Here is a 19,804-nt window from a genome sequence, read left to right as displayed (position 1 = left end):
GGCAAGGCCGCCATCAAGCAAGGACAACGCCATGGCACAGCATTCCCACGCCGGTCAGCCGGCCCGTTTGAGCGACCTGACCAACATCCCCCGTCTGGTCAGCGCCTACTACCTCAACAAGCCCGACATGAGCCGCCCCGAGCAGCGGGTTGCCTTCGGCACCTCCGGCCACCGCGGCAGCGCCCTGCACAACGCCTTCACCGAATCCCACATCCTGGCGGTGACCCAGGCGCTGGTGGAGTATCGCCAGCAGGCCGGCATCACGGGCCCGCTGTTTGTCGGCATGGATACCCACGCCCTGTCTGAATCCGCCTTTGCCAGCGCGGTGGAAGTGTTGGCGGCCAACGGCGTCGAGACCCGCATTCAGGCCGGTCTCGGCTTCACCCCGACCCCGGTCATCTCCCACGCCATCCTGCGCCACAATGCCAGCAAGCCTGCCGCGCGCGCCGACGGCGTGGTGATCACCCCGTCCCACAACCCGCCGGAAGACGGTGGCTTCAAATACAACCCGCCCCACGGCGGTCCTGCCGAAGGGGAGATCACCAAGTGGGTGGAAGACCGTGCCAACGCCATCCTTGAGGCGAACCTTGCCGGGGTGAAGCGCATGCCGTTCGCCGAGGCCCTCAAGAGCCCGTTCGTGGCCCTGCACGACTATGTGACTCCCTATGTGGATGACCTGAAGAACGTGCTGGACATGGAGGCCATCAAGCAGGCCGGCATCAAGATCGGTGTCGATCCGCTGGGCGGCTCCGGCGTCGCCTACTGGGACGTCATCGCCAAGACCTATGGTCTGAACATCGAGGTGGTGAACTACAAGGTCGACCCGACCTTCTCCTTCATGACCCTGGATAAAGACGGCAAGATCCGGATGGACTGCTCCAGCCCGTTTGCCATGGCCAGCCTGATTGCCCTCAAGGACAAGTTCGACATCGCCCTTGGCAACGACCCTGACTACGACCGTCACGGCATCGTCACCAAGTCCGGCCTGATGAACCCGAACCACTATCTGGCGGTGGCGATCCAGTATCTGTTTACCCATCGTACCGGCTGGTCCAAAGAGTCTGCGGTCGGCAAGACGCTGGTCTCTTCCTCCATGATCGACCGGGTTGCCGGCGAGATTGGCCGCACCCTCAAAGAGGTGCCGGTCGGCTTCAAGTGGTTCGTGGATGGCCTCTACAGCGGCGAGTTCGGCTTTGGCGGCGAGGAGAGCGCGGGCGCCTCCTTCCTGCGCAAGGACGGCACCGTCTGGACCACCGACAAGGATGGCTTCATCCTGGCGCTGCTGGCGGCGGAAATTCTGGCGGTGACCGGCAAGGATCCGCAGGCCCACTACGATGCACTGGAAGCCAAGTTCGGTCGCTCCAGCTACCGCCGTATCGACGCCCCGGCCAACAGCGCCCAGAAAGCGGTGCTCTCCAAGCTGGATCCGGCGCTGGTGGAAGCTTCCACCCTGGCCGGCGAGCCCATCGTCGCCAAGCTGACCAAGGCGCCGGGCAACGATGCTGCCATCGGCGGCCTCAAGGTGGTGACCGAGAACGGCTGGTTCGCGGCGCGCCCCTCCGGTACCGAGTCCATCTACAAGATCTACATGGAGAGCTTCAAGGGCGAGGCGCACCTGGACCTCATCCAGCAGGAGGCCCAGCAGATCGTCTCCGCCGCCCTGGCCAAGGCCGGGGTCTGAGTCCGACTCAAGCACCTGCGGAATGTGAAAGAGGAGCCTTGATGGCTCCTCTTTTTTATTGCGCTTGAGCTGGATGGTTCGTGCTCACGGCTTGCCGCACTGGCCGGTGCTCGCCCGGCGGGCCTGCCAGCGCTTGAAGAAGGGGCGGGCCGGCAGCTTCATCAGGAACAGGGAGAGCAGGATCACCCCGATGCCGAGCCATTGGCGAGCGTCCAGCGTTTCCCCCACCATCAGCACGCCGCAGGAGACCGCCACCATGGGGTTGGTGAGGGCCAGCATGCCCATCACCTCCGGGCCGTGGCGCTTGAGCCCCCACAGCCAGGCCCAGTAGGCCAGCGCCGTGTTGAGCAGGATCAGCCAGAGCAGGCCGGGAACGCTTGCCGGCTGCGGCATTGGCATGGGGCCGGCCAGCCACCAGGCGAGCGGGATCAGCATCAGGCCGCCCAGCAGCAGCTGCCAGGCGGTCAGCGCCAGCAGATCGCTCACCGGCCAGCGCTGCATCCAGCGGCTGGACTGGCCGATGAGCAGGGTAGCCAGCAAGGCGCAGGTCACGCCGACAGGATCCAGATTGGCGGAAGGGTTGAGCAGCAGCAAGACTCCACCCAGCCCCATCAGGCCCAGCAGCAGCCATTTCAGGGACGGCCTGACGCCATCCTGCAACCAGGCCAGCAACATCAAGACCAGCGGCAGGGTGGCACCCAGGGTGCCCGCCACGGCCCCGGGCAGCCGGAAGGCGGCCACGAACAGCAGGGCAAAAAATGCAGCGATGTTGCAAAACGCCAGCAGGCACTGCTTGCCCCAGGGCAGGGGTGGCAGGCGCGGGCGTACCAGCAACAGGAGCAGGCCGGCCGGCAACGCCCGCCACACCGCCACCCAGTAGGGGGAGTAGTCGGTCAGAGAGAGGCTGACGACGGCATAGGTGCTGCCCCAGAGCAGGGGGGCCAGCAGGGCGATCAGCATGGGCATGAACTTGTCTCTTTATGAAGTATCTTTAAGTAAAGATAAGTTAGCCTCAAATTGGTTTACCATCAAGTATCTCGATAAAAAGATAAGTGGCCGAAGATGGAATCAGATCATGTAGACCTGCTGCTGGCCCAGTGGGCCCGGCAGCGACCGGATCTCGACTGCTCTCCCATGGGCGTGCTGGGACGGGTGGCGCGAATGGCGGCGATCGCCGGACGGGAGGTGAGCGAGGAGCTCAAGGAGTGCGGCCTGCTTGGCAGCGACTTCGACATTCTGGCGACCCTGCGTCGGGCCGGCGAACCGCTCACCCCGACCGTGCTCTATCAATCCACCATGTTGAGCTCGGGGGCCATGACCGCCCGGCTCGACAAACTGGCAGAGCGAGGCTTGATCGAACGCCAGGCCGCCCCGAGCGATCGGCGCAGCCTGCTGGTCTGCCTGACCGATGCGGGCCGGGAATTGGTTGACCGGGCGGTGGAGCGGCACGTGGCCAACGAGCGGCGCCTGCTGGCGCCATTGACCCAGGCCGAGCAGGACCAGCTGGCCGCCCTGCTCAAGCGCTGGCTGCTGGAAAACGAATAAAAAAACGGGCCCGCGGGCCCGTTTTTGGTGTCGCTCAATCTTGGCTCAGTAACCGCCGCGGGCATCCTTCACCGCCAGCCCCAACTGCCACACCGCCATGGCGTAGTGGGTGCTGTGGTTGTAGCGGGTAATGGTGTAGAAGTTCGGCAGGCCGTACCAGTACTGATAGCCAGTGCCCACATCGAGGCGCAACAGGCTCGCCTCGCTGTGGTTGCCAAGGGTGCTGGTGGGAGTCAGCCCGGCGCGGCGCAGGGAGGCGACCGGGTAGCGGGTCTGGAAGCCGTGCTCGTAGCCGGGCAGCTGGCCCTGACCGCGCACCGCCACCGGCTGTCCCTTCTCCCAGCCGTGGGCCTTGAAGTAGTTGGCCACGCTGCCGATGGCATCCACCGGATCCCACAGGTTGGTGTGGCCGTTGCCGTTGAAGTCCACCGCGTAGCGCTGGAAGCTGGAGGGCATGAACTGGCCGTAGCCCATGGCGCCGGCGTAGGAGCCCTTGGGTTCGGTGGGATCCATCCCCTCGTCGCGGGTCATCACCAGGAAGGATTCCAGCTCGCTGGTGAAGAACTCGGCCCGGCGCGGGTAGTCGAACGCCAGGGTCGCCAGCGCATCCAGGATGCGGGTCTTGCCCATCACCCGGCCCCAGCGGGTCTCCACGCCTATGATGCCGACGATGATCTCCGGCGGTACCCCATACACCTGCTGGGCACGGTTGAGCTCGTTCTCGTACTCACGCCAGAAGCTGACGCCGTTCTGTACGTTGTCCGGGGTGATGAACTTGGCGCGGTAACGATTCCAGGCGCCGGTCGGACCGGTGGGCGGCGTGGTGGTGGGGGCCTGGGCATCCATCAGGCGGATGATCCAGTCGTAGCGTTCGGCCTGGGCCAGCACCCGGTGCAGCTCGGCACCGTCGAAGCCGTGCTTTTGCACCATCCGCTGCACGAAGTTGTCCACGTTGGCGCGATTGGCGAAGTCCCCCTTGCTGACACCCGGCTGGCTCACCTGCCCGTAGAAGGGTTTGCTCGGCGGCGTCTGGTTGATGAAGGCGCTGTTGGGCTGGGGCTTGACCACGGGCTTGGCAGCCGGCGTGCTGCTGCAGCCATAGAGCATGGGAAACAGGGAGAGGGTGAGCACGGAGACAAGGCGACGCATAAGGTTCTCATGAGCCTGAAAAAGAGTGTCGCCATGGTAAAACATTGTCGTCCATGCGCAAGTGTTCCGTAGCGGGCCCCTCCCGCCGTCCTGCCTCAACGCAGGGTGTGATAACCGCTCCAGAGCCGGGTCAGGGTGGTGATGGCGCAGAGCAGGGCAAAGCCGTAGGCGAGGGGGGCGAAGGCGGCGGGCCACAGGCACATCAGCACGAACAGGGCGATGGTCTCGCTCCCCTCGGTGAGGCCGCCCAGATAGTAGAGGGACTTGTGGTGGTAGACCGGATTGTCGATGCCCCGCTTGCCCGCCATGATGGCAAACGCCAGAAAGCTCGAGCCGGTGCCCATGAAGGCAAACAGCAGGGTGGCGGCGGGCAGCGCATTGGCGGGGGCGGCGAGGGCAAAGCCCAGCACCACGGCGGCATAAAAAATGAAATCCAGCGTGATGTCGAGAAAGCCGCCGCAGTCGGTGATGCCGGTTTCCCGCGCCACGGCGCCGTCGAGCCCGTCCAGCAGCCGGTTGAGCAGGATCGCCGCCAGCGCCCATTGATAGCAGCCAAAGGCCAGCAGCGGCAATGCCAGCATGCCGATGGCAAAGCCGGTGAGGCTTACCTGGTTGGCGCTGATCCCGGCGCGGCAGAGCGGTCTGGCGAGCCGGGTGAGGGGGCTGCGGATAACGGGGATCAGGTGGCGGTCAAACAAGGTGAACTCCTCGGTCAAAAACAGGATTCGGTAAGCTGGAGTATGGTGCCCGGCGCGTCATCTTCGTCGTGGGTCACCAGAATGGCGGGGATGGCCAGTGCCTTGATCTGCGCGAACACCAGTTCGCGAAAGGTGGCCCGCAGCGGCTTGTCGAGGCGGGAGAAGGGCTCGTCCAACAACAATGCCTCGGGCTCGGCCAGCAGGGCTCGCAGCAGGCTGACGCGAGCCTTCTGGCCGCCGGAGAGCGCCCCCGGCAGCTTGTCTGCCTGACTGGTCAGATCTACCTGTGCCAGCGCGGCCACTGCCTTTTCCCACCGCGCCCCGTGCCCCTTCAGGCTGGCCGGCATGCCGAACATCAGGTTCTCCGCCACCGTCAGGTGGTCGAACAGCAGATCATCCTGAAACAGCATGCCGATGCGCCGCGCCTGGGGCGGCAGCTGGGTGAGCCGGCGCTCGCCAAGGGTCACGTCCCCCTCCAGCCGGATCGGGCCGCTTGCCGGCAATACCCCCGCCAGCGCCGCCAACAGCGAGCTCTTGCCACAGCCGCTGGGCCCCATCAGGGTCAATACCTCGCCCGGCGCCACCTGCAGGGCGGGCAGCGAGAGCAGCAGGTTCTCCTCCAGATAGAGGTGAAGAGGCGTGGTGCTCAGCATATGGCTATTTCCAACATGAGAGTTCATCGTGAGCCGCTCCCTTTGAGCGCCGGGTTGAGTCGGGCCGGCAGCCAGAGCGCCAGCAGATAGATAACGAGCGGCAGCAGCAGTTGCAACAGGCCGTAGAGCCCCGCCAGCCGCCGGTTGAGGCCGCTGCCGATGGCCACTGCCTCGGTGGTGATGGTGACCACCCGGCCGGCACCAAACAGCAAGGTTGGCAGGTATTGGGCCAGACTCACAGCGGCTCCGACGCCGAAGGCAAACAACAGCGGACGGGCCAGCAGCGGCCCTTTCACCTGCCACCAGGCTCGCCACGGGGTTGCCCCCAGCAGCAGGGCGCTCTGGGTGATCCGCGAATCGAACTGGCGATAGGGGCCGTGCAGGCACAAATAAACGTAGGGAAAGACAAACAGCAGCTGGCTCCAGAGCACCCAGCCCCAGCCGATGCCATCGCCCCCCCACCCGAGGCTGAACCAGTCCACCCCGAGCCGAATGCCAAACAGCAGGCTGGCCTGCGGCAGCAGCAGCGGCAGGCAGATAAGCCAGAGTGGCCAGGGGCGGCGGCCCGCCTGCGCCTCCAGACTCAGCACCGCCATCACCAGCGCTATCGCCCCGCTCGCCAGTGCCAGCAGTATGCTGGTGGTCAACAGCGGCGACAGGGTCGGCAGCAGGTCGATCCAATGGCGGCCGCTCCACTGGCTTGGCCAGAGGGCGGGAAAGGGCCAGCGCCGGGTCAGCGACCAGAGCAGCAAGGCCCCCAGCACCGCCAGATTGAGGGCAATCAGGGTCGCCACGCTGCCGGTGGCAAGGGCGCGGCCAAGAGCGCTTGGGTTTGCTCGCCGGCCATCGAGCCAGCCGGGTTTGCCAAGGGTTCGATGGGCCAGCTCCAGCAGCCGCAGCAGAGCCAGCAACAGCGCCGTGATGGCGAGCAGCAACAGGGCGCCGCTGGCGGTGGCGCCGCGCCAGACCAGATCCGGGTCCTGATACCAGAGCCACAGGCGCACAGCCAGCGGAGCGGGGGCATCGGGCCCGAGCAGCTGGGCCAGATCCACCACCGCCACCCCGTAGGCGGCTACCGCATAGAGGGGCAGGCGCAGGGCGGGCCACAGCGCCGGCAGCAGCAGGCGCCACCAGATCTGGGGGGTGCTGAAGCCGAGGCTCGCCCCCAGCCACTGCTGGCGCGCCACCCTGGCGGGGTCTTGTGCGCCGAGCGCCATCAGCAGCAGGAAGGGAGTCTCCTTGAGGGTCAGGGCGAGAATGAGCCCGAGCCCGGCGGGATCGCGCAGGGTCTGCCAGTCGGGGGGCAGCTCGAACCCGGTGAGGGTCGGCGAGAGCAGGCGCAGCAACCAGCCGGAGGGGGTGAGCAGAAAGGCAAAGCCGATGGCAAAGGCGACGTGGGGCAGCGCCAGCAAGGGCGAGAGCAGCCGGCGCAGCCAGCCGACGGCCCGGCTGTCGCTGTGGGCCAGCAGCAGGGTGGTCAGCAGCAGACTGGCCAGGGTCGAGGCGGCGCCAATCCACAGGCTCAGCAGCGCCGAGTGCCACAGGCCCGGTTGGGCCAGCAGCCGTTGCAGGTGAGCCGGACTCAGCCCCTCAGCCAGCAGTTGCCAGCCCCCCGCCAGCAGCGGAAGGCCAAAAACCAGGGCGCACCCGGCGGCGAACAGGGGGCGCCAATCAAGCGAAGAGCGGCCGAACCGGCTCATCAGTGACCGTAGCGCTCGGCCCAGGCCGCTTCCAGCCTGAGCTGCCAGCTGGGGTGAGGTTCGGCCACCGCCGTGAAGCGCAGCGCCGGCACCGGCTGCTGGGTGGCGGGCAGGGCATCGGCCCGCAGCACGCTGGGATCGCCCCAGAAGGCGGGCTCGGCCTTGCGCGCCTGGGCGGCGGGGCTCAGCAGGAAGTTGGCCACCACCTTGGCGCCGGCGCGGGCGTTGGCGTTGAAGGGGATGGCGAGGAAGTGGCTGTTGGTGAGCGCCCCTTTCGTCATGGCCACCGCCATCACGCTGGGGGGCAGGGTGCCGTTTTGCACCGCGCTCTGCGCCTCCTGTGGGTTGAAGCTGATGGCCATCGCCAGCTCGCCGTCATCGAGCAGCTGGCGGGTCTCGGCGGCGCTGGTGGGGAACAGTTTGCCATTGCGCCAGAGCGTCGGGTGCAGCTCATCCAGCCAGGTCCAGAGCGGGGCGGTAATCCTGGCAAAGTCGGTATCGGTCGCCTCCCGATAGAGGGGGGCGGGGTCCGGCGTCAGCTCCAGCAAGATCTGCTTGAGGAAGCTGGAGCCGTGGAACTGGGGCGGCTTGGGATAGGTGAAGCGGCCGGGGTGGGCCTTGCTCCAGGCGAGCAGGGCCGCCGCCGAGGTGGGCTGCTGTTTGACCTCTTCGCCGTTGACCATCAGGTTGAGCTGGCCGATACCCCAGGGGGCTTCCAGCCCCTCCACCGGCACGGTGAAGTCCTCACTCACCGGCAGGGCGCCGTCGACCAGCGCCATGTTGGGCAGCTCCCGGGTAAAGGGGGCGCCGAGCAGCCCCTGCTCCTTGAGCGCCTTGAAGTTCTCGCCGTTGACCCAGAGCAGGTCGATGGGGCCGTCAGCTTGCTTGCCGGACTGCTTGCCGGCCTGCTTGTTGGCCAGCAGTTGGCTGACGCTCTGGGCGATGTCGTCCACCTTCACCTGCACCAGTTTGACCTGGTATTCGCGCGCCAGCTCCTGGCCGGCCCACACCAGATAGGCGTTGATCTCCGGGCTGCCGCCCCAGGCGTTGAAGTAGACGGTCTGCCCCTTGGCCTCCTCGAGGGTCTGCTGCCACTGCGGGTTGTCGGCGGCGTTGGCCTGGGTGAAGAGGAGGCTGCCTGCCAGCAGGGGCAGGGCACGCAGCAGCTGTGTGAACGAGGGCAATGAGTGTCGCATCTGGGTTACCTGGAGTTGGGTCAGGCGCCGCGGCGCCAGCGGTGATAACGGGTCAGCAGCGCCAGCAGGGTGGCGGGCTGACGGGCCCGTCGCCACTCGCCCGCCAGATACTTGTTCCCCTCCATCAGGGTGGGGTAGGCGTGAATGGTGGCGAGGATCTTGCCAAGCCCCAGACGGTGGCGCATGGCGAGCACGAACTCGGCGATCCGCTCGCCGGCGTGAGTGCCCACTATGGTGGCACCCAGGATCTGATCCTTGCCGGGCACGGTGAGCACCTCGATAAAGCCCTGACGCTCGCCGTCGGCGATGGCTCTGTCCAGCTCGGCCAGCTCGAAGCGGGTCAGCTCGAAGGGGATGCCCTGCGCCCTGGCCTCTTTCTGATTGAGGCCGACCCGGGCTATTTCTGGGGTAGTGTAGATGGCGGCCGGCATGACCCGATAGTCGGCCCGAAAGCGCTTGAACGGGCTGAACAGGGCGTTGATTGCGGCGTACCAGCCCTGATGGGCGGCGGCATGGGTGAGCTGGTAAGGGCCCGCTACGTCCCCCACCGCCAGAATGCTGGGGTAGTTGGTAGCGAGGAAGCCATCGACCGCCACCGTGCTGCGTGGCGTCAGCTCCACTCCCAGCGCTTCGAGCCCGAAGCCGCTGACGTTGGCGACCCGGCCCAGCGCCAGCAGCAGCTGATCCCCTTCCACCACCTGCATTTCTTCGCCTCGGCGCAGTTGCAGCCGGATGGAGAGCTCCCCCTCGGCCGCAGGCAGATAGTCGGCTCGTTCGGCGCGCCAACCGGTGAGCACCCGCACGCCATCGCGGGCCAGCTGCTCTGCCAGCAGCTCGGCCACTTCCCGCTCTTCGCGGGGCAGCAGCTGATCCGAGATCTCCACCAAGGTAACGGGAATGCCGAGCAGGGCAAAACTCTGGGCCAGCTCGCAGCCGATGGGGCCGCCGCCCAGCACCAGCAGCTGGCGCGGCGCAGTGCGCAGTTGCCAGAGGGTGTCGGAGGTGAGGTAAGGCACCTGCTCAAGGCCCGGCAGCGTGGGCACCAGCGGCCGGGCGCCGGTGGCGAGCACGATATGACGGCTGGCAAGGCGTTGGCCGTTCACCTCCACCTCCCAGGGGGAGACCAGCCGCGCCTCCCCTTCGATGCACTCCACTCCGAGTCCTTCATAGCGCTCTACCGAATCGTGGGGTTCGACCTCCTTGATGACGCGGGCGACCCGCTCCATCACGGCGGCGAAATCGGCGCTGGTTTGGCTTGGGCCAAAGCCCAGCTCACTGGCCCGGCGCTGCTCGGCGGCAAAGCGGGCGCTTCGGATCAGCGCCTTGGAGGGGACGCAGCCGCTGTTGAGGCAATCGCCGCCCATCTTGTGCTTCTCGATGAGCGCCACCTTGGCTTTCACCGCCGCGGCGATATAGCTGGTCACCAGGCCACCGGCCCCGGCGCCAATCACCAGCAGGTTGTAGTCATAGCGTGTCGGCTTGCGGTAGGGGGCGTGCAGCCGATGCAGGGCGAGGCGCCGCTGCAGGCCCTTGAGCAGCACCGGCATCAGCCCGAGCAGGGTCAGCGCCACCATCAGGCCGGGGGAGAGGATATTGCCGGTGCTGGTGAGGTTGGCGAGCTCGCTGCCCGCCAGCACGTAGACGAAGGTGCCGGGCAGCATGCCAAGCTGGCTCACCCAGTAGTAGGTGCTGACTCTGATAGGGGTTAGCCCCATCAGCAGGTTGACCAGAAAGAAGGGGAAGATGGGGATGAGGCGCAGGCTCAGCAGATAAAGCGCCCCTTCCTTTTTCATGCCGGCCTGCAAGCTGGCCAGCTTGTCGCCAAAGCGCCGCTCGACCCAGTCGCGCAGCAGAAAGCGGGCGCTGAGAAAGGCCAGGGTCGCGCCAATGTTGCTGGCAAAGGAGACCAGCAGCAGCCCCCAGACAACGCCGAACACGGCGCTGCCGGCCAGGGTGAGCAGGCTGGCGCCGGGCAGGGAGAGGGCGGTGCTCACCACATAGACGGCGACAAACAGCAGGGCGGCGCTGACGAAATGGCGGTCGACCAGGGCGGCCAGCTCGGCCTGACGTGCCTGCAGCTGGGGCAGGCTCAGGTAGTGACCAAGGTCGAAGGCGAAAAAGGCGCCGATGAGGCAGCCCATCACCAGCACCAGCAGCAGGCGGGAGCCGCTCATCAGGCGTCCTTGTTATCCGGTTGGGCCGGACGCACTGGCTGCACCGGCAGCTGGCAGAAGCCCTGCGGCGCGATATCGAGGGCGGCGTTGAACTTGGCCGACATGTTCTGGAAGGCGATGAGGCCGGTGAGCTCCACCATGGCGTCGTCGTCGAACCAGGGCTTGAGGCGGGCGGCCTGCTCATCGCTGACTCCATCGAGCCCGGTCATCGCCTCTGTGTAGTCGAGCACGGCCCGCTCCCGCTCGTCGAACAGCGGGCTTTCACGCCAGTTGGCGAGCGCCTCTACCTTCTCGCTGGAGCCTGCGCGCTTTATGAGGGTCATGGCGTTGATGTCGACGCAAAAGCGGCACCAGTTGAGCTGGGAGACCCGCACCGTCACCAGAGAGCGCAGCACGGGGTCGATGGGGGAGCGCTTGCGGTTGATGACGCCATAGAGGGTGGCGACGGCGGCAAACAGGCGCGGCGAGCGGCCCCAGCACTTGCCCGGAATGAGCACCTGGCCGTAGTTGCGTTTTTGCAGCCAGAAAAAGGGGCGGATGAACCAGGCATATTCCCGATCGGGCTTGACCTCGACGCGCATGGATGACCTTCTTATTGCTTCAAATTGGGTTTGTAGGCCTGACCCAGCCGCTCGTTGAGGCGGATCAGAAACTCCTCTATGCGGGCCCGGTTGGTGCCCAGGTCGCTCTGCCCCTGACGGGAGGCGGAGCGCATGTCGATGCGGGTCTCCTTGGGCCCGGCAAAGACCCGCAGCGCCACGTCATCCTGAAAACCGAACCAGCCGGTGGTGACCACCGCCTCGAGTCCTTCCTGGCTTGGCCGCACCTGCCAGCCGAGCTGCTCCATCAGGGCGTGGGCCTCGGTGATCACCTCGACCGGGGAGGCGCTGGTAAAGAGAGGACCGGGTTTCCCCTCAACTGCTTTCAAGGGGGCCGGATTAATCGGCAGATCCTGCGCCGTTCTGAGTTCGCTGGCCCAGCGCAACTGGGGCGGGTTGTTGGGGTCCGTGCTCACATCGTTGACCAGCGGGGTGCGCAGCGCCTGCACCACAAAGGCCAGGGGCAACAGCAGGGGGACGGCGCCCCAACCGTTGGCGCAGCGGCTGCGAGACCAGGGCAGGCGAACCAGCAAGGCGAGGGAGACGAGGGCCCCGAGCAGGCAGATGGCAAACCCCAGCCACCAGGGCCAGAGGTGAACACGGCTGCCGAGGGCGCCGGCGAGCGGCAGCAACCAGGCCAGAAGCGGCCACCACAAATATCTGGGCATAACGGGGATCCACTGGTTATGATGGACAAGTGCCCAGAAGGATAAACTTAATTGACTGATAACGTTAGTAAATTTATCTCAATCCTGCTGCTTTTCCCAAGCGTTCCGCTGTGGGCGGACAGTGCTGTGCTGGCGGCGGGGGACATGTGGCGCGCCGAAGCCGTCTACGAGACCCTGCCCGGGGTCAGCCGGGTGGAGCCGGGCTACGTCAGTCAGCTGGCGGCGACGGGGTCGAGCTGGCGGGAAGTGCCGCCGCGGCGCCAGGCGGTGCGCATCGACTATGACCCGGTCAAGGTGGGGTATGGCGATCTGCTCAACGTGTTTTGGCAGCTGGTGGATGGGCGCGATGGCGACGGCCAGTATTGCAACCGTGGCCTGGCATTTGCGCCGGCCCTGCTGCCAAAGGATGACTATCAGTGGCGCTTGGCCCAGGTGAGCCTGACGCGCTGGCAGGCGCTGCACGGGCGGCCGAGCCGGGTTGCGCTCTGGCCGCAGAGCCGGTTCACCCCGGCGCCGGAGATGGAGGACTGGGCGGCGCGCCATCCCTGGCGTTTTGGCTTCTATGCCCGCCGCTGCGGCGGCTGGCCGGTGGAGTTGAACCCAGAACCCTGAACCGGGCCCTGAACTCAGTTGCGGTAGAGCACCTTGATAAGGTGAAAGCCGAACTTGGTGCGCACCGGGCCGAGCACGGTCAGCAGCTCGCCCTTGAACACGGCATCGTCAAACGCCTTGACCATGTCACCCTTCGAAAACTCCCCCAGATCGCCGAAGCGCTTGCTGGAGGCGCAGGTGGAGAAGCGCTTGGCCATCTGGCCGAAGTCGGCTCCCTTGGCAATCTTCTCCTTGATCTCCAGACACTCTTTCTCGGTCTTGACCAGGATGTGCTGGGCACAGGCTTTTCTCATCGGGACGCTCCTCGGCGGTGGGCAAATCGGGGGCGCAAAGAGTACTCCAATTCCTGCCGCGCGTCAGCCGTCATGGCAAATTCAGCTGCGGGCACGGGCAGCAAGCCGGGTTCTGGGCCGTGCCTGCCAGAGGATCTCCAGCCCGAGCAGGGCATGCAGGCTCCAGATGGCCAGCGGATTGAGCCAGTTGCCCCCCAGTTGCAGGGTCGCCAGGGCGCTGCCCGCCAGCAGCAAGGTGATGCCCGGCAGGCGCCAGTGGGCCGGCAGCGGTGCCAGCATGGCCATGCCCAGCAGGATGGCGAGCCCGAACGGCAGGTTCAGCGCGGTGAAGGCCAGCGCCTGCTGGCCGTTCATGCCGGTCAGCAGGGCCAGCAGGGCGCTGCAACAGGCGAGAAAAGTGATGAATTCGAGTCGGTCGGCGATGTAGTCCGCCATCTGTTCGCTGCGTGCGTGCATGCGGTGTCTCCTCTGGTGGGATGCGAGCCTTGGTGCAATGACCCCAGTGTGGGCGAGAAGTGAGCAGGGGGGCAGCGGGATAAATCGATTGGGTTGAACGAGGCTTTGATTGGGCGATGGCAACTGTTTGATCCTGCAAGATAAAATGCACTACCTCTACGGGAGTGGGGCAAGGCGGGCGGCCCAGTGGCAAGGAGGATGCAGCTGGCGGGCCCGGTGAGAGAGGGAATTGCCGCTATCTTGACCAGTTGCCGACAGTTGATGTCGCGCCCATCGGCCAACAAGGGGTGGCGCGATACCGGGCCGGATGGGCCGCTAGGGGCCATCTGGCATGGCCGTGTTGGTCATGGATTGCCCTTTTTGGCCCGCAGTGGCATAAGTCTGCGGGGGAAAGTGTGAAAAATGCGCGGCCTGCGCGGGCAAAGGCTTCAATAATATGGCGAAATTCGGTGTCACCCCGCTCTGATGTCGGGCCGGGGATATGCTAGGATGAGGCGCGTTTGCGATCGAGTGAGCCTCATATTCGTTCTGAATATCGCATTATTTTAATCATGTTCTTCGGGGAAATTGACGTTTGACAGGATGCAATCCGCCCCTGCCTGCAGGGATCTCACCGCCCGCACGGGCCTTTCGTCGTGGGCTTCGCGCGCTGGGACTGAGCCTCTGTCTGCTGCTGTTCGTCACGCCCGCCATGGCGGCCAAACTCACCTATCAGATCAAGGGACTGAAGGGGGAGAACAAGGACAACGTCGAGGCCTACCTCAACGCCCTGCCGGTCTATCAGGAGCGCCAGTACCGTCCGGCCCGCGCCAAGATCACCGAGAGCGTGCAAAAGGCGCTGCAGGTTTATGGCTACTATCAGCCCAAGATCACCCTGAGCCGCGACAAGAAGGCGCCCGCCAAAGTGATCATCGAGGTGGAGCCGGGCAAGCCGGTCATCATCTCCCGTCTCGACATCCTGCTGGAAGGGGATGCCAGCAGCGATGAGCTCTACAGCGAGCTGTTGGACAAGCTGCCCCTGAAAGAGGGGGATCCCCTCAACCACGGCAAATACGAATCCATCAAGGCGGATCTGGGCAGCCTGGGGCTGGCCCGCGGCTACTTCGACGCCAAGATCAGCAAGAGCCAGGTCAAGGTGTTCCCGGATCAGGGCTCCGCCGAGATCTACATCCTGTTTCGCTCCGGTCCGCGCTACCACTTCGGCGAGATCCACTACGATGCCACACCGGAGGCGCTGCGCCTCATCCGCCCGCTCATCAACATCAAGAGCGGCGACCCCTATCTGGCGATCCGGCTGGCGGAGATGTCGCAGGATGTCTCCTCTACCAAGCTGTTCAAGCAGGTAGACATCAAGCCCCTCATCAGCCAGGCCGAGGGCAACCGGGTGCCGGTGCAGGTGACCCTCTCCAACCGGGTCGATCACGAGATTGAAACGGGTATCGGCTATGCCACCGACGTGGGGCCGCGCATGAGCGCCACCTGGGAGAAGCCCTGGGTCAACCGCTACGGTCACCGGCTCAACGCCACCGCCAAGGTCTCCCAGCCCGAGGCCGAGCTCAGCTTCGACTACCAGATCCCGGTGGGCAACCCGCTGCGGGACTACTACTCGCTGCAGGCCGGTTATCAATACAAGGACAACAACGATACCCGCTCCGACCTGACTACCCTCAGCGTGCACCGCTGGAAGCGGCGGCCGGAGAGCTGGGACCGGGACGTGTTCATCCGGCTGGAGAACGAGATCTATACCCAGGGCGCCGACGAGGGCAACAGCTTGCTGCTGATCCCCGGCGTCTCCTGGTCGCGGTTGCGGGTGCGCGGCGGTCTGGTGCCCGACTGGGGCGATCGCCAGCAGCTCACCCTGGAGTTTTCCGATCCCTACTGGGGCTCCGACATCAGCTTCGTGCGGGTGTGGGGGCGCAGCAAGTGGCTGCGTACCCTGGGGGAGGATCACCGCTTCCTGCTGCGGGCCGAACAGGGGGCCATCATAGGGGACAGCTTCTCGCTGGTGCCGCCTTCGCTGCGCTTCTTTACCGGTGGTGACCAGACGGTGCGCGGCTACGGCTACGAGACCATCTCACCGCGCGGCAGTGACGGCAAGTTGCTGGGGGGCCGCTACGTGAGCGTCGCCAGTGCTGAATACAACTACCGTTTCAGCGACAAGTGGCTGGGGGCCCTGTTCGTCGACAGCGGTACCGCCACGGTCGACTACAGCGAGGCCTGGAAGATAGGCACCGGGATCGGCGTGCGCTGGGTGACCCCCATCGGTCAGGTCAGGCTCGATCTGGCGGTGGGCATTTCCGAGGAGGAGAAGCCGCTGCGACTCCACTTCGCGCTGGGGCCTGAACTATGATCCGGCCGTGCTCCATTCCTCTTCTCTTCTCTTCTGTTCTCCTGACCGGCCGCTGCGGCTGCATCTTTCGCGGGGGTCTGCGCTGTGATCTGGGTAAAACGCATCTTTCTATGGCCGCTGTGGCTGCGTCTTTCGCGGGGGTCTGCACTGTGATCTGGGAAAAACGTATTTTTCTCTGGCCGCTGCGGCTGCGTCTTTCGCGGGGGTCTGCACTGTGATTTGGGTAAAACGTATTTTTCTCTGGCTGATGGGACTCATCTTCCTGCTGCTCATCGGTGTCAGCCTGCTGGGCTTCACCCATCAGGGCAACAAGTGGCTGTGGCAGCAGGCCAGGGCCGCCCTGCCTTCCCTCAAGGGGGAACTGGTGGCGGGCCAGCTCGGCTATGGCTGGACCCTGGAAGGGGTCGGCTGGCAGGACGAGCTGGTGGACGTCACGGTGGATCGCGCCGTGCTGGACTGGAATCTGGGCAAGCTGCTGCAGGGCAAGCTCTGGATCAAATCCCTTAACGTCACCCACCCGGTGGTCAAGGTGGCCGACTCCGAACCGACCCCGGAAGAACCGTCAGAGCCCTTCGTCTGGCACCCGCTGCCCCTGAAGATTCAGGTCGACAGCCTCCAGGTGGCGGATCTCGATGTGACGGTGCTCGGGGTGGGGGTGAGCCTCAAGTCCCTCGACATCGGCGCCACCCTCAGCCGCAAGGGGCTGATCGTGCAGGGGCCCGTGCTGGACGGCCTCAAGGTGACCCTGGCCGAGACGCAGGCCACCGAGGCTGCCAAACCGGCTGCCGCCAAGGCAAGCTCTCAAGACAAGGCTGCGGCCAAGTCGCCTGTCACCGCCAAGGCGAAACCGGCGGATGAGAGCAAGGCGCAGCAGGCAACCAAGGCAGCCCCCATCGCGCTGCCCGCCATCCGGCTGCCGTTCCCCATCCAGCTGGAGGGATTGCAGGTCACGGCGTTTCGCTATAAACAAGGTGAATTGATTGAAGGGCTCGACAAGCTGCTGCTGTCGGCCAGTGCCGAGGGGAGCGACATCGCGCTGCGCGAGCTCTCCCTGCGCCACGCCATGGCGGATCTGGCGCTCAAGGGCAAGATCCAGCTCAAAGACGATTACCCGCTCGCCCTGACTCTGGATGCCAAGGCCCGCAAGGGGCTGCTGGATGGCGAACTGCAGGGGCAACAGGCCAGCCTGACCCTCGGCGGTTCGGTGGGCAAGCTGGCATTGGCGCTGCAGGCCAAGGGACCGGTGGCCGCCAGCCTCAAGGGGTCCTTGGCGGCCCTCGACCCCGACTTGCCCTTTGATGCGGGGTTGGAGTGGAAGAGCCTGGGGTGGCCGCTGCACAAGCCTGCCAAAGATGAGCCCAGCTACCGGCTGGACAAGGGCAGTTTGAGTGCCAAGGGCAAGCTCTCCGGCTACCAGTTTGCCTTGAATACCGCCGGCAAGGGCACGGACGTGCCCCCCTTCAAGCTGGCGCTGACGGGCAAGGGGGATCTGACGCAGCTGAACCAGATCAACCTGCTGCTCAACGCCCTCAAGGGGGAGCTCAAGCTGGACGGCAAGCTCGCCTGGGACAAGGGGGTGCGCTGGCAGGGCACTACGGAATTCAAAGGGATCAACCCGGCCGAGCTGGTGCCCGAGCTCAAGGGGGCGCTGGCAGGCAAGATTGCCAGCCGTTTCGAGCTCGATGAGGGGGGCCACTGGCAACTGCAACTGCCCGAGCTGAAGGTGGACGGCAAGCTCAACCAGTATCCGCTGGCCATCAAGGGCAGCGCGAGCGGCAACGACAAGCTGGAGTGGACCATCCCGGCGCTGGCGCTGCAAAGCGGCCCCAACCAGCTGCAGGCCAAGGGCAGCCTGAGCCAGCAGGCGTGGAAACTGGATGCGGATCTCAATGCCCCCAACCTGGCCGGGCTCTACCCCGGGCTCAAGGGCGACATCAAGGGGCAGGTGCGCCTGACCGGCAATCAGCAAGCGCCGCGGGTCACCACAGATCTGGCTGCCAGCCGCCTCTATTATGCCGGCACCGATCTGAAGGGGATCGCCATCAAGGGCAATGCCCTGGTCGGTGACAAGCCGGCAGGGGAAGTGGCCCTGACGGTGGCCAGTCTGGTGCAGGGGGCGACCAGCCTCAGCCAGCTGGCACTCAACCTGAGCGGCGATCTCAACCAGCACGCCCTGTCGCTCACCATGAAGGGCGATCCGGTGGCGGGCAACCTCAAGCTGAGCGGCGGTCTGCGCGGGGATCGTTGGCGCGGCGCCCTCAGCGAGCTCAAGTTGAAGACGCCGCTGCGGCGCTGGGAGCTGAGCGCGCCCTGGGCCCTCGATCTCGACCTGCCGCGTCAACGGCTGACCATGGGGGATCTCTGCCTCGGCTCCCAGGGGGCCAGCCTCTGCGTCAAGGGCAGCCAGGTGTCGGCCCAGCAGGGCAGCCTGGAGTTTGCCCTCAACCAGTTTGACCTCAAGCGCCTGCGGCCCTGGCTGCCGGACAACTTCCGCTGGCAGGCGGTGCTCTCCGCCGACGGGCGGGCCAGCTGGCGCGGCAATCAGCCGACCCTGCACGCCACCGTGCGCACCACGCCGGGCATCTTTGTGGCCGACGAGCTCAAGACCGACTATCAGCGTCTCGAGCTCGGGGTGGACTTCGAGCGCCAGCAGGCGGCGATCCGGCTCGACTTTGCCTCCGAGCAGATCGGCAACATCGACACCAAGCTCTATATCCGGGATCCGTCAGGTCGTGGCAATCTCTCCGGCCAGCTCAAGTTTGACGACCTCAAGCTGACCACCTTCGCCCCGCTCATCCCCGAGGTACGCTCCCTGCAGGGGGTCATCTCGGCCGATGCCCGCTTCGACGGTACCCTGGCCTCGCCGCTGCTGTTTGGCCAGCTCAACCTGCTGGATGGGGAAGTGCAGACCCACTCCGACATGGTGACCCTCTCCAAGCTGGTGACCCGCCTCAAGATTGAAGGCAACCGGGCCGAGCTGGACGGCACCATGCTGGTGGGCAAGGGGCCGCTGGCGCTGGGGGGCTGGCTGAGCTGGGCACAGCTGCCGGTCACTGGCAGCCTCACCATCCAGGGCAAGGAGCTGGAAGCCCAGTATCCGGGCATGGGCCGGGTGCGGGTCTCTCCGGACATCGCCATCTCGCTGGGGGAGGAGACCCGGATCACCGGCCAGGTCGACATCCCCTGGGCGCGGATCCTGGTCAAGAGCCTGCCCGAGAGTGCGGTGGCGGTGTCGGACGACGTGACCGTGGTCTACGACGATCTGCCGCCGGTGCCCAAGGCGGCGCCGCTGCCGATGGCGATCAAGCTGGCCATCCGGCTGGGTGACGACGTGCGGCTGGAGGCGATGGGGCTCAAGACCAAGGTGGGGGGCGGCATCAACATCCGCCAGGATCCCTCGCGGCCGCTGGCGGGCAATGGCCAGCTGGTGCTCAACGATGGGCGTTTCAAGGCCTATGGCCAGAACCTCATCATCAAGGATGGCCGCATCCTCTTCTCCGGCCCCCTCGATCAGCCGTTCCTCAACATTGAGGCGTATCGGGATCCCGATACCATAGAGGACAAGGTGAAGGTGGGGGTGCGGGTGACCGGACCGGCCAGCAAGCCCAAGATCACCGTCTATTCGGAGCCGCAGCTGGCCCAGTCCGAGCAGCTCTCCTATCTGCTGCGCGGCAAGGGGCTGCAGACCAGCGGCGAGGATGGCGGTTTCAACGGCCTGCTGGTGGCGGGCGCGGTCAGCCAGGCCAACGGCGTGGTCTCCAGTCTGGGGGAATCCCTCGGCATGAGCGACGTGGCCCTCGACACCGCGGGCAGTGGCGACAACACCCAGGTGACCCTGTCGGCCTACCTGCTGCCGGGGCTGCAGTTCCAGTACGGGGTCGGGGTGTTCAGCCCCATCGCTGAGTTCAAGCTGCGCTACGAGCTGATGCCCAGGCTCTACCTGCAGGCCATGAGCGGGGTGGCCCAGGCGGTGGATATCTTCTATCGCTTTACCCTGTAGCGGGCAGGAAGAGACAAAAACGGGAGGCAC

At 65.7% G+C, this 19,804-nt stretch carries 16 protein-coding genes; 5 read left to right on the top strand and 11 right to left on the bottom strand.

The features are described 5' to 3' along the window. Positions 1–31 precede the first annotated feature (31 nt). Positions 32–1,681, top strand: coding sequence for a phosphoglucomutase (alpha-D-glucose-1,6-bisphosphate-dependent) (gene pgm / locus PG900_RS06330; protein WP_187267611.1), 1,650 nt, complete (start codon positions 32–34; stop codon positions 1,679–1,681). Positions 1,682–1,765: 84 nt separating this feature from the next. Here the strand turns inward: pgm and PG900_RS06325 are convergent, their stop codons facing one another. Beyond that, positions 1,766–2,647, bottom strand: coding sequence for a DMT family transporter (locus PG900_RS06325; RefSeq protein ID WP_270831101.1), 882 nt, complete (start codon positions 2,645–2,647; stop codon positions 1,766–1,768). A gap of 96 nt (positions 2,648–2,743) precedes the next feature. Here PG900_RS06325 and PG900_RS06320 point away from each other — a divergent pair, with 96 nt between their 5' ends. Beyond that, positions 2,744–3,226, top strand: a complete 483-nt coding sequence (locus tag PG900_RS06320) for a MarR family winged helix-turn-helix transcriptional regulator (RefSeq protein ID WP_270831100.1) — start codon at positions 2,744–2,746, stop codon at positions 3,224–3,226. 45 nt (positions 3,227–3,271) lie between these two features. On the opposite strand, the gene mltB is transcribed toward PG900_RS06320, so the two are convergent. The 8 genes from mltB to PG900_RS06280 all read right to left on the bottom strand — a co-directional run bounded on the left by mltB (position 3,272) and on the right by PG900_RS06280 (position 12,063). Continuing rightward, positions 3,272–4,375, bottom strand: a complete 1,104-nt coding sequence (gene mltB, locus PG900_RS06315; RefSeq protein ID WP_011705439.1) for a lytic murein transglycosylase B — start codon at positions 4,373–4,375, stop codon at positions 3,272–3,274. A gap of 95 nt (positions 4,376–4,470) precedes the next feature. Beyond that, positions 4,471–5,073, bottom strand: coding sequence for a CDP-alcohol phosphatidyltransferase family protein (locus tag PG900_RS06310; protein WP_045529707.1), 603 nt, complete (start codon positions 5,071–5,073; stop codon positions 4,471–4,473). A gap of 14 nt (positions 5,074–5,087) precedes the next feature. Continuing rightward, on the bottom strand, positions 5,088–5,726 hold the full coding sequence (locus PG900_RS06305) for an ATP-binding cassette domain-containing protein (protein WP_270831099.1): 639 nt from the start codon (positions 5,724–5,726) through the stop codon (positions 5,088–5,090). A 23-nt stretch (positions 5,727–5,749) separates the two neighbouring features. Next, on the bottom strand, positions 5,750–7,426 hold the full coding sequence (locus PG900_RS06300; protein ID WP_270831098.1) for an ABC transporter permease: 1,677 nt from the start codon (positions 7,424–7,426) through the stop codon (positions 5,750–5,752). Then, positions 7,426–8,622, bottom strand: coding sequence for an ABC transporter substrate-binding protein (locus tag PG900_RS06295; RefSeq protein ID WP_270831097.1), 1,197 nt, complete (start codon positions 8,620–8,622; stop codon positions 7,426–7,428). The genes PG900_RS06300 and PG900_RS06295 overlap by 1 nt, the downstream gene beginning before the upstream one ends. A 20-nt stretch (positions 8,623–8,642) precedes the next feature. Then, on the bottom strand, positions 8,643–10,796 hold the full coding sequence (locus PG900_RS06290) for an FAD-dependent oxidoreductase (RefSeq protein WP_270831096.1): 2,154 nt from the start codon (positions 10,794–10,796) through the stop codon (positions 8,643–8,645). Next, a complete protein-coding gene (locus PG900_RS06285) occupies positions 10,796–11,377 on the bottom strand; it encodes a carboxymuconolactone decarboxylase family protein (RefSeq protein WP_101148761.1) in 582 nt (193 codons plus the stop codon). The genes PG900_RS06290 and PG900_RS06285 overlap by 1 nt, the downstream gene beginning before the upstream one ends. 11 nt (positions 11,378–11,388) lie before the next feature. Then, the gene (locus PG900_RS06280) at positions 11,389–12,063 is read right to left on the bottom strand and encodes a DUF1499 domain-containing protein (RefSeq protein WP_270831095.1); all 675 of its coding nucleotides are present in this window, start codon (positions 12,061–12,063) and stop codon (positions 11,389–11,391) included. A gap of 51 nt (positions 12,064–12,114) precedes the next feature. On the opposite strand from PG900_RS06280, the gene PG900_RS06275 reads away from it, so the two are divergent. Continuing rightward, positions 12,115–12,675, top strand: a complete 561-nt coding sequence (locus PG900_RS06275; RefSeq protein WP_029303450.1) for a peptide-methionine (S)-S-oxide reductase — start codon at positions 12,115–12,117, stop codon at positions 12,673–12,675. A gap of 14 nt (positions 12,676–12,689) precedes the next feature. Here PG900_RS06275 and PG900_RS06270 read toward each other — a convergent pair whose 3' ends face one another. After that, entirely contained in the window at positions 12,690–12,968 is a 279-nt protein-coding gene (locus PG900_RS06270; protein ID WP_011705448.1) for a peptidylprolyl isomerase, read from the bottom strand. Between the two features lie 81 nt (positions 12,969–13,049). Continuing rightward, positions 13,050–13,424 (bottom strand): hypothetical protein, encoded by a 375-nt coding sequence (locus PG900_RS06265; RefSeq protein WP_029301378.1) that lies wholly within the window; start codon positions 13,422–13,424, stop codon positions 13,050–13,052. 574 nt (positions 13,425–13,998) lie between these two features. On the opposite strand from PG900_RS06265, the gene tamA reads away from it, so the two are divergent. Beyond that, positions 13,999–15,774 (top strand): autotransporter assembly complex protein TamA, encoded by a 1,776-nt coding sequence (gene tamA / locus PG900_RS06260; protein ID WP_411608336.1) that lies wholly within the window; start codon positions 13,999–14,001, stop codon positions 15,772–15,774. Between the two features lie 214 nt (positions 15,775–15,988). Further along, a complete protein-coding gene (gene tamB, locus PG900_RS06255; protein WP_270831094.1) occupies positions 15,989–19,774 on the top strand; it encodes an autotransporter assembly complex protein TamB in 3,786 nt (1,261 codons plus the stop codon). Positions 19,775–19,804 lie beyond the last annotated feature (30 nt).

This window comes from Aeromonas sp. QDB03 (assembly GCF_027707985.1).
GTDB lineage: Bacteria > Pseudomonadota > Gammaproteobacteria > Enterobacterales > Aeromonadaceae > Aeromonas > Aeromonas hydrophila.
Note: the sequence above shows the minus strand (reverse complement) of the source record. Positions and strands in the feature narration are given on the sequence as shown.